The following is a 12,179-nucleotide window of genomic DNA, read 5'->3' as shown; positions in this document are numbered from 1 at the left end:
CGTGCTCTTCCGTCCAGCCGAGGTCTTCAAGCGTACAGACCGAGTCTTCTCCGCATCGGGGGGTGGGTTGGCTCATGGTGACCGTAACAGGGGTGGCATACGATGCGACAAGTCCTTTGCGGTCGCGGTTCCCGGCTGCGGGGTCTCTTCTGCGGCTGCCCCTGCCCCTGCCCCCTCCCTCCGGCGGCATGGCGCGCCGGGCGATCGTTTATATCCTGGCCGGTGCTCCCATCCCCGGGTGGTGATGCGAGTGGCCGAGAGACCGACAAAAACGGCTGCCCGGTGGGAGCCCACCGTGCGGAGACCCGGACCCGAGACCGAAGCGCTTGCCCGGTTCCACCCGAGCGGGACCTGGACGGGCAGGGTGAGAGCAGGCGGTATGGGCCCCGGGTCGCCCGAGATGGAGGCCAGGGGCAGAGCGGACTGCGAGTGGATAATAAACGGCCTCTGGCGCTCCTGCAGGTTCGAGCAGGACCAGTTCATTGCCGGAGAGTTGGTGGTCACCTGGAAGGCTCACTGGATCGCGGGGTGGGATGCGAGGGCCGGGGAGTACCGGGGCCTGGCCGTCGACAGCAATGGGGTTGCCATGATCTTTAGAGGGAGGCTGGAAGGCGACCGGCTCATCATGGAGTCCATGGACCCGGCCGTCCCCCTGCGGTTCGTCTGGGATGCGGCCGATCCGCAGGCAATCGCCTGGAGGAACGAGATCATGGCGGAAGACGGGTCCTGGAGGCTCATCGAGGAGTACGTCATCCGGCCGTAGGGGGCGGCCTCAGTCTTCCTGATGCGGCCTCCACACCCGGGGAGGGACCAGGACCTCAAACCGGGCCCCCCGGCTCGCCGTCCCCGTTTCACGGATACTGATCCCGGTCAAGGAGAGGATATCCCGGGCAAAGGCGAGCCCGAACCCGGTGTTCTTCCCATACCCCCACCGGAAGATCCGCTCCTTATCGTCGTCCGGGACTCCCGCGCCGGAGCGCGTTCTCAAGCAGGTTGTACGCGACTTTCGGCGCGACCGGGTGCCTCGTCGACCTCCAGCGTGAGGCGGGCGGAAACGCCCTGATCGGGCGGGAACTCTATCCCCTCGTCACCGGCGCCGGCTACCGCGACGTCCGGGTCTCGCCGCGGATGGTCTACGCGGACGGCCCCCGGCCGGACCTCGCCCGCGGGTTCACGCGGCTGACCTTCACCGCCATGGTCGAGGGCGTCGGGGAGGACGCGGTGGGCCGGGGGATGATGGACAGGGAGGAGTGGGAGCGGGGGATAGCCGACCTCTACCGGACCTCTGAGCCCGATGGGGTCTTCTGCTACACGTTCTTCAGGGCGACCGGGAGGACGTAGCCGGCGCCATGAGGTAGCCCCCGAACGCCGCGAGCCAGAAGAGAGCCGGGTAGACGATCATCCGCTCCGACCCGCCGTGACCGATGGGGCCGTAGAGGTTTGTTATGCCGAAGTCGCTTGCGGCATGCGCGACGAGGAAGACGAGGCCGAGAATGCCGGCGATGACCGCGATCGCCCTCAGCGGCCCCCGGACGAGCGTGGAGCCGGCGATCGCCTCGAGGTTGAAGAAGACGAAGGCCGCGAGCGCAAAGAGGCCGTGGATGCCGGGGATATCGAGCGTAAAGACCGCGGCGCCGATCGCCCCGATGCCGGCGAGGAGGAAGACGGGGAGGATCCATCCCCTCCCGTAGGAGCGGTAGAGGAAGTAGCCGCCGGCGATGTTCAGGAGCCCGGCGGCAAAGAGGGAGGCGTTGAAGAGCCACGCCGTCTCGCCGATGACGCCGAGGTCGCTGATCGCGTTCGTGTTGATGCTGTAGCCGGGCGCGATGGCCGCGCCGGCCATGAGGGCGGTCAGGAACTGGACCGGGAGGAGGAAGAGCAGCACCCCTGCAACCGTCCGGTTGCTGTCTGCGGGATCGGTTCCGCGCATACTGATGAGTGGGCCCTCTCCCATATTAATTCCCGCACCGACCCCTACCTCGTCGCCATCGTTCTGAGGATCGCCATGATCCCCGGTTTCGCCCCCTTCCGGGGCGGGAAGCCGAACCCGCCCATCTCCATATCCGCCGACCCGAACATCTCGTCGTTCAACCGGGTAGTGATCTCATCAAATATCCGTTTATACGCCACGCAGTGGGGGTCGACGCCCCGGACCTCACCGTCCGTCGGGGCGATCGCGTTGTAGGGGCACCCTCCCCGGCAGTACTTGATGTGAGAGCACCCGGCGCACTCGCGGTCGACGTAGTCCTTGAACGCGTGCATCAGCTTCCAGGCCTCCGACCGGGCGAGGTCTTCGGCCGTGGGGCGGTCGCGGACGTTCCCCATCACGTACTCCGGCATGCCGACGAAGCGGTAGCAGGGGTATATGCTCCCGTCAGGGCCGATTGCAAGGGTGGTTCCCATGCAGTCCACGTATGTGCAGACGGTGCCGTGCCGGGTGAAGATGCATTTGCAGAGGTCGTTGATGTTCATGACCTCGATCCGGCCCAGGTTCTCCAGGTACCTGTCGAGGAGGTAGACGAGCAGCTCCCCGTACTCCTCCGGTTCGAGCGCCCACTCCTTTGGGTCTTTGCTTCGGAGCGACGGGAGCGCCGGGTGGAGTTTGAGCGGGAACCCCCGCTCGAGGAAGAAGTTGAAGATCGCTTCCTTCTCCCTGACCGACCGGTTGGTAAACGTGCATATGAACCGGACCTCAAGCCCGTTCGCCCGCGCTATCTCGTAGCCCCGCATGGTCTTCTTGAAGTAGCCCTCTCCTCGCTGCGTGTCGGTGATCTCCTCGGGGCCGTCGATGCTCGAGCCGATCGGGATACGGTACTCCGCGAGCACCTGTGCCAGTTCCGGGGTGAGGAGCCAGAGGTTGCTCTGCAGGGCAAACGTCGGTGTGAGGTGGGCAAGTTCCCCGGAGAGGATGGGGAGGGTCTGCCGGTAGAACTCTGCGCCGGCAAGGAGCGGCTCGCCACCGTGGAAGGTGATCGTGACCTGGTTGGACTGGTAGTCCTTGAGCCATTCGGCTATCGCCTGGACCGTCTCGATGCTCATCCTCGGAGACCCTTCATCCGAACTCCAGCAGTAGTGGCATTTTGAGGGGCAGCCGAGCGTGGGGATGATCATGACGTGGAAAGGGCTCTTCATCGTACCGAGTTCTCTTTGAAGACGTTAAAACCTATTCATGCGCCCGCCCGATACGCGGTTCTGCAAACGGGCAGGCTGGACCGGCACATCGGGTGAATGGGACCGTGCAGGTTCCCGGCCGCGAAGGAGAGAGGTTCTCGTTGCACCGGAGTCCGGGGGGGATCCCGGAGATCCCCGCCGGGTCCGCTGATGGCGCCGGTGGGTCGGCGTCATGAACGGTTGTTCTCGTACGGGTGGGCTTTAGTGGGCAACCGTGCTCCCCATATCGACGCCCACGAGCCCGACGATGGCGCCGGTCGAGTCCTTCACGGGAGCATACCCGGAGATGATGGCGGCGGTGGTGTTCTCCCACTCCTCGGTGGCGAGTTCGCTCTCCGCGGAGGGTCCGGTGAACCCGGCAAGCAGCGCGGAGTCATCGTCCGTGGGCTGGTAGAGGCTGCCTATCGCGGGTTCTTCACCGGGCCTGTAGTCCGCATCAACGATGTACTCGACGGTATCGTTGACATTGCGCATCGTGTAGACGTAGAGGACCTCGGGGTTTGCGTCCCGGAAGGCGGCAAGCTGGTCGCGGATGGCGGTGAACGCCGGTGTGGCCTCGTCGCCGGGCTTGAGCGCGGCGAGGGCATCGCCGTCGATCTTGCCTGCAATCTCAACTGCGAGGTCTTTCAGCATATCCTCGGTGATCGCGCCCCCGACGTCGACACACACCATTCCGACGACGGCCCCGCTTGCGTCCTTGACCGGAGCGTACCCGGAGGTAGCCATGTAGACGACGTCGCCCCACTCTCCGATGTAATAGGGCTCTGCCGAGGGCTCCTCGAACCCGGCGAGGAACAGGGTGTCATACTCCGTGGGCTGGTAGGTGTAGCCTATCTCGACTCCGTCATCGGTCCCGTAGTCCGCGTCGACGATGTACTCGGTGGCATTCCCGACCTTGCGCATCGTGTAGACGTAGATCACTCCGGGGTTTTCATCCCGGAAGGCCGCGAGCTGGTCGCGGATGGCGGTGAACTCCGGGGTGGCCTCGTCACCCGGCTTGAGCGCGGCGAGAGCGCCACCGTCGATTGTGCCCGCAACCTCCACGGCGAGGGCCTTCAGTTCCTCCTCCGTGGGCGCCTTCGGCAGTGAATCTGCACCCGCGATCACCTCCGTGCTCCCCATGTCGACACCGACGAGCCCGACGATGGCCCCGCTCGCGTCCTTGATGGGGGCATACCCGGAAATGATGGTGGCAACGACATTGCCCCACTCTTCGGTGTAATACTCGTCCTCAGCCGAGGGCTCCTTGAACCCGGCGAGGAACCTGGTGTCTTCGTCCGTGGGATAGTAGACCTCGCCTATCCTGGGTGCGTCGCCGCTGCCGTAGTCAGCGTCCACGACGTACTCGGTGGCGTTCCCGACCTTGCGCATCGTGTAGACGTAGAGGATCCCGGGGTTTTCGTCCCGGAAGGCGGCGAGCTGGTCGCGGATGGCGATGAACTCCGGTGTGGTCTCATCACCGGGCTTGAGGGCGGCGAAGGCATCGCCGTCGATCTGGCCCGCGATCTCCACTGCAAGAGCCTTCAACTCGTCCTGCGTGGTCTCTTTCGGAACAGGATTCTCCCCTCCCGGGGAGAATATAATCAGAATCCCTGCTATAACGATGATCAGGGCGATGATACCGACCACTAACTTGATCGGAAGATTTTGCTGCGTCAGAATACACAACTCCAATTCAGACTGGGTACGGTGCCCATTAAAATGTTTCTAAGCCTTTATACACACTCGGTGTTCGTGTTGAGATTTTGCTGTTTGGTTTTGCCCCATATTGGAGAAACCGTATCCATCGTTGTTTATTCGGCATCACAACAGTTACCGGGCTCGGGGGGAGTTCCGGACGCCGGCCTGCCGGCCGGTCCCGGAACCCTTTTTTGCTCCGCTTCCGTATGGGTGTATGAGGAAGGAGAATGGACTTTTCCGACTGCGTGAAATTCGCAAACGCCAACCCCGTGACCTACATCGCGACAATGGACGGCGACCAGCCACGGGTCAGGGCGTTTGCCATGTGGTTTGCCGATGAGACCGGGTTCTACTACCATACCGGGACCCCGAAGGCCGTCTGGCAGCAGCTTACGAAGAATCCGAAGGTCGAACTCTGCTTCTACGAGCCCGGCGATGCAGGAAGGATGATGCGGGTCGCAGGAACGGTTGAGTTCGTCGATGATCCGGCCTTAAAGAAGCGGCTCGCCGCGGAACGGCCGTGGCTCCTCCAGATCGGTATCTCCGGCCCGGACGACCCGAAACTTGCCGTCTTTTGCGTGGCTCACGGCGAGGCATACTTCTGGACGATGGAGAATAATATGCGGGAGGCCGAAGCGCCCCGGGTCAGGTTCTAAACCTCACCAGTCCTTTTTCATTGCCTCCACTTTCAGGTCCTTTGGCATCCGCTCGATGGCATACCGCAAAGCCGTCCGGGGTATCTTCTGTTTCTTTGCCGTGACGTAGGAGAAGACCTCGTCGGTGTGCTTTCTGCTCGCCTCTTTGAGGAGCCACCCGTAGCCCTTCTGGACCATGTCGTCCGTATCCGTGAGGAGGAGATCGGCGATCTTGAGGGCCTCGTCGAGGAACTCTCCGCGCCTTGCCGGGACGACCAGCGAGACCGCCGCCGCCCGCCGCATCCAGCGGTTCTCCGACTGCGTCCAGCGCTTCAGTTCCTCGATCTGCTCCGGGAACCGGACGACGAGGTCCCCGACGGCGTGGTTGCAGAGGCCGTCGCAGGTGGCCCAGTTCGTGATGTAGGTCTCGATCCAGTGGCGGAAGACGGCGATATCTTCGGGCTCGTATCGGGCGGCGAGCCGTGAAGCCCACTCGGAGACGACGAACGCCTCCTCCATCATCCCTGACGAATAGAGTTCCTCGCAGAGGACAAAGATCTCCTTCTTCTCGCGGGATTTCACCTCCTTCCAGTACTTTTTTGCAATCGCGACCGCGGTCGCCGTCTTCATCCCGTAGCACCGGACCTCCTCCTTGAAGAACCGCTGGCTTTTCTTGCATATCTCAGGGTCAGCGTGTGCCGCAAACTCCCACCGTATCGCCTCGACGACCGGATCCATGCTCACGGGTACGGGGGGGCCGTATGATAAGCGCTCCTCTCTGCGGCGGCCCAGAGCCTGCCGCTTCCCGAGATACCGCTCGATGTGCGTCTTCTTGATCCCCATCGCAAGCAGTCGCCGGGTGACCTCTTCCCGGCCGAGCGCCGAAATCTCCCGCTTCGCCCGCCGCAGCGCCTCGACCTCCTCACGATACGGGAGCGGTCCCGTCCCCTCCGTCAGGCGCCGGACCTCCGCGGCGTCGCAGCCGGCCGCGGCGACCCCCTCCCCCGGGCGCATCTCAAGCCGGCACGCTCCGGCGGCGTATGCGATCCGCCGCCATCCCTCCTCCCAGTCGATCACCGCGTATGAGGACGGGGAGCAGTCGAGGGCGATGTATGCCTTCCCGGCGATCACGCCCGCCATCCTCCCGTAGTGGCCGGTGATGATGCACGCCGCCGGGAGGTCAAAGAGCCAGACCCGGTTCGCAAGAGGGGCGTGGGCAACCACGATATCGACCGGTCCTTCGGCCGAGCGGGCCATCCTCCTCTCTTTTCCGGTGGGGACGCCGAGGAAGCGTATGCCGCAGACCTCCCGCACCCTCCCCGATACCTCGTGGATGCGGGGGTTCGCCTCCGCTGCCTTCCGGACCCGTCCGTAGGTGCCGAAGGTATCGTCGTTGTTCCCCTCGACGATGACGCAGTGCCGCCCTGCCGCTGCAATCTCCTGGATGAGGACGAGGAAGAGATCGGTCTCGTCGCCTCCCGACCGCGAGCACCGGTCATAGGCGCCGTCGCCGGCGAATACAACGATCCCGGGATCCGTCTCCTCGACCAGGCGGAGGAACGAGCCGGGGTCGATCCTCCCGCCGCGGGATCGGCCCGGCTCCCGTGTTCCCCACGCAAGATCGCTGAAACCGAGTATCCTCGTCATCGGCATATCCTGGAGTTACTCATCGGGACTGATATGCATCTCGATCGGGCCGGGACGCCGGGGTGAGCAGATCCCTGCGACCATCACAACGTTAAAGTCAAAGGCGAGGGGAGGTGAGGGGGATGCAGCCCACGATGGAGCCTTACAGGACGGCCTTCTCCCGGAACGCAGAAGCAGGTGGGATGGATCCTTGACCGGCACACCGGGATGCCCCGCCCTGATCTCGTGGAACGTCACCCTCCGCTGTCCGCTGAAGTGCGCTCACTGCTACGCGGATGCAGGTGAGCACGAAGCAGACGGGGTGCTCTCGACAGAGGAAGCATTCTCGGTCATCGACCAGATTGCGAGCACCGGAAAGCCCGTCGTCGTCCTCTCCGGGGGAGAACCCCTGATGCGGGAGGATATCTTTGAGGTCGCCCGGTACGGGACGGAGCGGGGACTCGTCATGGCGATGGGGACGAGCGGGTTCCTCCTCGATGGAGCGACGGCAAAGCGGCTCGCCGCGGCGGGGGTACGATCGGTGGCGGTCAGCCTTGATTCGGCGGATCCGGAAACCCACGACGCGTTCCGGGGGGTTTCCGGTGTATGGGAGCGGGCGGTTCGCGCGATCGGGCGCTGCCGTGACGCGGGGCTCGCCGTCCGGATCAACATGACGGTCATGCGCCCCTTCCTCGCCGACGTGGAGGCGGTGCTTGGACTGGGCGAATCCCTCGGCGTGCGCGACTACCAGGTCTTCTTCCCGGTGGAGACCGGGAGGGGACACGAACCCGGGCAGGGCAGCCCCCGCGAGTACGAGGACCTGATCCGGGATATCCTTCTCCGGTACCGGGAGAGCGGTCTTCGGATCCGCTCGACATGCGCACCCCAGTTCCGCCGGATCGCCGACGAGGCCGGGATCGAGAACCCCGGATGGAGCCGGGGCTGCATGGCCGGGATCAGTTACTGCCGGATATACGCGACCGGGGAGGTGACGCCCTGCCCCTACCTGCCGGTGAGCGCGGGCAACCTCCGGACGACCACGTTCTCCGAGATCTGGAACCATTCGGAGCTCTTTGACGCTCTCCGCGACCCGGACCGGCTCACCGGAAAGTGCGGCCGTTGCGGCTATAAGGGGGTCTGCGGGGGGTGCCGGGCGCGGGCCTACCGCGGGGCTGGGACCGTCCCGGCCCGGTGGTGCGACGGCCTCATGCGGCCCGACAACCCCTGCGGGGAGGTCTCGCGCGAGGACCCGTGGTGCCCCTACGAGCCCGGGGGCATCGATCAGACCGACCTCGCGATCCTGGATGCCCTCCAGGACGACCTCCCCCTGGTGCCCCGCCCGTGGACCGGGATCGCGGCCGATCTCGGGATCGCGGAAGACGACCTTCTTGCGAGGATGCGGAGACTCGCGGCGGCGGGCGTCCTTCGCAGCGTCTCGCCGGTCTTTGACTCCCGAAGGTTCGGGCTTGCCGCCGCGACCCTGGTCGCGCTCCGCGTCCCGGAGGACCGGGTGCACGAGGTGGCAGGGATCGTCAGCGGCTACCCGGAGGTCTCGCATAATTTCCGGCGGGACCACCCCTACGCCCTCTGGTTCACCCTGGCCGCCCCGACAGAGGAACGGCTCTCCGCGGTGCTCGCGGACATCCTCTCGCGGACCGGCATCCCGGAGGAGGACGCGCTCGACCTTCCCACCGTCCGGGCCTATAAGATAGATGTCCGTTTCCGCCTGTCGGGGGAGGCGCCTCATGGACCCGATTGACGTCCGCCTTCTCAAAGAACTTGAGAAGGGGATTCCCGCGGTCAGCGAACCGTTTGGCGTGATCGGGAAGAGGCTCGGCATATCGGAGGCGGAGGTGCTCCGCCGGGCGCAACGCCTCCGTGGCGAGGGGGTGATCCGGAAGATCCGGGCCCGGATCAACCAGCGGAGCGTCGGAATCACGGCAAACGCTCTCGTCGCCTGGCGCCCGCCCGCCGGGTGGGACGAGGGGGCGCTCTCCCGGTTCGCCTCCTTGCCGGGGTTCTCCCACTGCTACCTGCGCCGGCCGGTGCCGGAGAGATGGGAGTACACCCTCTACACCGTTCACCACGGCAGGAGCCGGGAGGAGGTGCGCTCTGCGGTCGAGGAGATTGCACGGGCGGTCGGGTGCAGGGAGTATATCGTCCTCTTCAGCACCGAAGAGTACAAGAGGGTGCCGAACGTGCGTATCGGCGAGAATGGAGGCGATCTGGAATGAACAGGATTACACAGTGCATGCATGGACGGGGGACGGTCAGCGATGTCGTCCGCCACCAGAACAGGCCGCTTACAGAAGTACCGGGGAAGTACCTCGCGTTCATGCAGGAGTACCGGCCGGTTGTCTTCTGGAACCTCACCGACCGGTGCAACCTCGCCTGCGCCCACTGCTACAGCAGGTCCGGGCCGGGCTCGAGGACGGACGAGGAGCTCACGACCGATGAGGCCCTCGCCCTCATCGAGGATTTTGCCGGGATGGGCGTCCCGCTCATTCTCTTTTCCGGCGGGGAACCCCTCCTCCGTGACGACCTGCCCCGGATCGCCCGGGCAGCGGCGGACCGCGGGATCCGGACCGCGCTCAGCACGAACGGCACCCTGATCACCTCCAGCGCCGCCCGGATGATCCGGGACTCACGGATCGGATACGTCGGGATATCGCTCGACGGCGCGCGGCCGGAGACCCACGACGGGTTTCGGGGGACGGAGGGCGCGTTTGAGCGGGCAGTGGAGGGATTTTCCCGGTGCCGGGAGGCAGGCATCCGGACCGGCCTCCGGGTCACCCTGACAGAGGAGAACACGGAGGAACTCGATCCCCTCATCGACCTCGCGGCGGCGCTCGGTGCCTCCCGGTTCTGCCTCTACTGGCTTGTCCCCAGCGGGAGGGGGGGCGAGGCCTACGACCGGCTCCAGGTGGGGCCGGAGAAGGTGGACGAGGCGCTCACCCTCCTCTACCGGAGGGCGTTGGAGGCCGACCCCGGTCTCATGGAGTTCCTGACCGTCGATGCCCCGCAGGACTGCGTCCACCTCCTCCGGGCCATGGAGCGGGACGGGTCTCCCGACGTCCGCGAGGCCGAAGCGCTCGTCCGGTCTCTGAACGGGGGGTGCAGCGCAGGCAAGCGGGTGGCAAACGTCGACCCGAAAGGAGACGTCTACCCCTGCCAGTTCGCCCGGTCACCAGAGTTCCTCGTCGGCAACGTCCGGGAACGGCCGTTCTCCCTCATCTGGCAGGACGCGGAGAACCCCGTCCTCTCTCGGTTCAGGGCCGAGCCACGGGACCTCTCGGGGAAGTGCGGGCGGTGCGGCTACCGGGACCTCTGCGGCGGTGGCTGCCGGGTGCGGGCGTATGCCGCCGGCGGGGACCACGCTGCCGAGGACCCGTTCTGTTTCGTCGAGCAGTAAAATAAGGGGGTGGCGGCTCCACCGCTACTGCATCCTGTCGAGCGGGATGCCGGGTGCGTCCGCGACACCCTGTGCCGGTATCCCCGGCAGCGGCCGATGCGAGAAGAGGATCGTTATGTCGGTGCGGTGAACAGCGACGCATGTTTCACAATGCTTATCCTCCCGGATTTTGAATCTGGAAAGAGGAATGCGATGATGATGACAACCGTATTCGCTGCTTTCACTGCCTCCGTGCTCGTCCTCGCCGCGGCCGTCCTCGCTGCGGGGTGCATGGGTTCGGCGCCGGAGACCGCATCGCCGGTCAATATCACCGGCGCCCCGGTCCAGACGGTGCACGTCGGGGATATTGATATCGCCTACAAGACGGTCGGCACCGGTGATGCGATCATCATGATCATGGGTTTTGCCGGCACCATGGATCTCTGGAGCACCGGGCTTATCGAGAGACTTGCCGAAGACCACAGGGTGATCGTCTTCGACAACCGGGGAATGGGATTGACGACGGCCTCGGACGCCCCGTTCTCTCTCGAACTCTTCGCCGACGATACGGCCGGGCTGATGAGCGCGCTCAACATCTCCCGCGCCCACGTGCTGGGGTGGTCGATGGGCGCCGATATCGCCCAGGAACTTGCGTTCAGGCACCCGGAGAGAGTCGATTCCCTGATCCTGGTGAGCGGGGACAGCGGCGGCAGCGAGGCCGTGCAGCCCACGCCCGAGGTGCTCGCCCGGCTCACGGATACCACGGGCACCCCACGCGAACAGGGAGCAAGGCTGCTTTCGCTCCTCTTCCCCTCGGACTGGTTTGCCGATCATCCGGACCTCTTCTCCTACTTCCCGGAGGTGACCGAGTCTTCGAGCCCGGAGAGCATCGGACGGCAGGCCACGGCGATGGCGACCTGGAACGGCACCTACGACCGCCTCTCGGAGATCACGCAGAAGACGCTCGTGGTCACGGGGACTGATGACATCATCACCCCGCCGAAGAATGCCTTCATCCTCGGCGAGAGGATCCCGGGTGCATGGGTCGTCCAGTTCAAAGGGGCCGGGCACGGCCTGATGTACCAGGACCCGGACGGACTTGCCGAAGCGGTGCTCTTCTTCATCGGGGCCTGATACCTCTCTTTTTTCCTCGCGGCACCGCTCACTCCTCGCCCGTGAACTCCGCCGCCCAGTCGAACCCCTCGTTCTCCTCATACCACTGCGGCCAGTGCGCCGACCATGCCGGCACCCTCACGTCGCGGACCCGTTCGGTGCACGGGAGGTAGGGCTTGATGTCGAGGACCGGCGTCCCGTCGTCGGCGTCGATGTAGGCGACCCTGATCACGCCCGCGGCGGCGTCGACGCCGAGCACCGGGACCGCCGAGAGGGCGATCGGGTTCGGCCGGACCGGCGAGCGGGTCGCAAAGATCCCGATCGTCTCCGGGCCTTTTGTGTAGGGCTTTCTGCAGACGGTCTCGCTCCGGCACTCTGCCGTATCGGCCCTGTCGCCCCACCAGAGGACCTGGATATGGCTGAACCCCGAAAGCCCCCGGAGGGCGGGCCGGAACGGTTCGTCGATCTCGATCAGGAACGATCCCTCGCCGGCATGCACGGTGCCGACCGGTCTGACGCTGAACGTGCGTGTGTCCATCACGGTCAATGGTGGGCCGGGCAGG

14 protein-coding genes are annotated in these 12,179 nt (G+C 65.3%); 7 read left to right on the top strand and 7 right to left on the bottom strand.

Annotation, left to right across the window (positions count from 1 at the left end; genetic code table 11):
• Window positions 1-190, bottom strand: a 190-nt coding sequence (locus tag QZ650_RS09925; protein ID WP_292522499.1) for a hypothetical protein, incomplete at its 3' end; no start/stop codon positions are given.
• A gap of 54 nt (window positions 191-244) precedes the next feature.
• Between QZ650_RS09925 and QZ650_RS09920 the strand changes: the two genes are divergently transcribed.
• On the top strand, window positions 245-763 hold the full coding sequence (locus QZ650_RS09920; protein WP_292518289.1) for a DUF1579 family protein: 519 nt from the start codon (window positions 245-247) through the stop codon (window positions 761-763).
• 9 nt (window positions 764-772) lie between these two features.
• On the opposite strand, the gene QZ650_RS09915 is transcribed toward QZ650_RS09920, so the two are convergent.
• A complete protein-coding gene (locus QZ650_RS09915; protein ID WP_292518222.1) occupies window positions 773-988 on the bottom strand; it encodes an ATP-binding protein in 216 nt (71 codons plus the stop codon).
• A gap of 5 nt (window positions 989-993) precedes the next feature.
• Between QZ650_RS09915 and QZ650_RS09910 the strand changes: the two genes are divergently transcribed.
• Window positions 994-1,341, top strand: coding sequence for a hypothetical protein (locus QZ650_RS09910; RefSeq protein ID WP_292518224.1), 348 nt, complete (start codon window positions 994-996; stop codon window positions 1,339-1,341).
• Here QZ650_RS09910 and QZ650_RS09905 read toward each other — a convergent pair.
• The 3 genes from QZ650_RS09905 to QZ650_RS09895 form a co-directional block, all read right to left on the bottom strand.
• The gene (locus QZ650_RS09905; RefSeq protein ID WP_292518226.1) at window positions 1,319-1,954 is read right to left on the bottom strand and encodes a DUF998 domain-containing protein; all 636 of its coding nucleotides are present in this window, start codon (window positions 1,952-1,954) and stop codon (window positions 1,319-1,321) included. The two genes, QZ650_RS09910 and QZ650_RS09905, sit on opposite strands and share 23 nt — an antisense overlap.
• Window positions 1,955-1,974: 20 nt before the next feature.
• Complete coding sequence (locus tag QZ650_RS09900; protein WP_292518228.1) at window positions 1,975-3,132, bottom strand: TIGR04083 family peptide-modifying radical SAM enzyme; 1,158 nt, start codon at window positions 3,130-3,132, stop codon at window positions 1,975-1,977.
• 240 nt (window positions 3,133-3,372) lie between these two features.
• Window positions 3,373-4,800 (bottom strand): hypothetical protein, encoded by a 1,428-nt coding sequence (locus tag QZ650_RS09895; protein WP_292518230.1) that lies wholly within the window; start codon window positions 4,798-4,800, stop codon window positions 3,373-3,375.
• Between the two features lie 278 nt (window positions 4,801-5,078).
• Between QZ650_RS09895 and QZ650_RS09890 the strand changes: the two genes are divergently transcribed.
• A complete protein-coding gene (locus QZ650_RS09890) occupies window positions 5,079-5,507 on the top strand; it encodes a pyridoxamine 5'-phosphate oxidase family protein (protein ID WP_292518233.1) in 429 nt (142 codons plus the stop codon).
• 3 nt (window positions 5,508-5,510) lie between these two features.
• Here QZ650_RS09890 and QZ650_RS09885 read toward each other — a convergent pair whose 3' ends face one another.
• On the bottom strand, window positions 5,511-6,224 hold the full coding sequence (locus tag QZ650_RS09885) for a DNA alkylation repair protein (protein WP_292518291.1): 714 nt from the start codon (window positions 6,222-6,224) through the stop codon (window positions 5,511-5,513).
• Between the two features lie 1,099 nt (window positions 6,225-7,323).
• On the opposite strand from QZ650_RS09885, the gene QZ650_RS09880 reads away from it, so the two are divergent.
• From QZ650_RS09880 to QZ650_RS09865, 4 genes are all read left to right on the top strand, one after another.
• The gene (locus QZ650_RS09880; protein WP_292518235.1) at window positions 7,324-8,871 is read left to right on the top strand and encodes a radical SAM protein; all 1,548 of its coding nucleotides are present in this window, start codon (window positions 7,324-7,326) and stop codon (window positions 8,869-8,871) included.
• Window positions 8,858-9,346 (top strand): AsnC family transcriptional regulator, encoded by a 489-nt coding sequence (locus QZ650_RS09875; RefSeq protein ID WP_292518237.1) that lies wholly within the window; start codon window positions 8,858-8,860, stop codon window positions 9,344-9,346. Before QZ650_RS09880 ends, QZ650_RS09875 begins: the two co-directional genes overlap by 14 nt.
• Window positions 9,343-10,524, top strand: a complete 1,182-nt coding sequence (locus QZ650_RS09870) for a radical SAM protein (protein ID WP_292518239.1) — start codon at window positions 9,343-9,345, stop codon at window positions 10,522-10,524. Before QZ650_RS09875 ends, QZ650_RS09870 begins: the two co-directional genes overlap by 4 nt.
• 192 nt (window positions 10,525-10,716) lie before the next feature.
• Window positions 10,717-11,637 (top strand): alpha/beta hydrolase, encoded by a 921-nt coding sequence (locus tag QZ650_RS09865; protein WP_292518241.1) that lies wholly within the window; start codon window positions 10,717-10,719, stop codon window positions 11,635-11,637.
• Window positions 11,638-11,665: 28 nt separating this feature from the next.
• Here the strand turns inward: QZ650_RS09865 and QZ650_RS09860 are convergent, their stop codons facing one another.
• The gene (locus QZ650_RS09860; RefSeq protein ID WP_292518242.1) at window positions 11,666-12,154 is read right to left on the bottom strand and encodes an SAM-dependent methyltransferase; all 489 of its coding nucleotides are present in this window, start codon (window positions 12,152-12,154) and stop codon (window positions 11,666-11,668) included.
• Between the last annotated feature and the right edge of the window lie 25 nt (window positions 12,155-12,179).

Source organism: Methanoculleus sp., assembly GCF_020696975.1.
Taxonomy (GTDB): domain Archaea; phylum Halobacteriota; class Methanomicrobia; order Methanomicrobiales; family Methanoculleaceae; genus Methanoculleus.
The sequence above is the reverse complement of the archived record's forward strand: the minus strand, read 5'-3'. Positions and strand labels throughout refer to the sequence as shown.

Coding starts and splice junctions, on each gene's coding strand:
- QZ650_RS09890 (WP_292518233.1), top strand. CDS start 5,079: ATGGACTTTTCCGACTGCGTGAAATTCGCAAACGCCAACCCCGTGACC.
- QZ650_RS09865 (WP_292518241.1), top strand. CDS start 10,717: ATGATGATGACAACCGTATTCGCTGCTTTCACTGCCTCCGTGCTCGTC.
- QZ650_RS09870 (WP_292518239.1), top strand. CDS start 9,343: ATGAACAGGATTACACAGTGCATGCATGGACGGGGGACGGTCAGCGAT.
- QZ650_RS09875 (WP_292518237.1), top strand. CDS start 8,858: ATGGACCCGATTGACGTCCGCCTTCTCAAAGAACTTGAGAAGGGGATT.
- QZ650_RS09885 (WP_292518291.1), bottom strand. CDS start 6,224: ATGGATCCGGTCGTCGAGGCGATACGGTGGGAGTTTGCGGCACACGCT.
- QZ650_RS09860 (WP_292518242.1), bottom strand. CDS start 12,154: ATGGACACACGCACGTTCAGCGTCAGACCGGTCGGCACCGTGCATGCC.
- QZ650_RS09905 (WP_292518226.1), bottom strand. CDS start 1,954: ATGGGAGAGGGCCCACTCATCAGTATGCGCGGAACCGATCCCGCAGAC.
- QZ650_RS09900 (WP_292518228.1), bottom strand. CDS start 3,132: ATGAAGAGCCCTTTCCACGTCATGATCATCCCCACGCTCGGCTGCCCC.
- QZ650_RS09920 (WP_292518289.1), top strand. CDS start 245: ATGCGAGTGGCCGAGAGACCGACAAAAACGGCTGCCCGGTGGGAGCCC.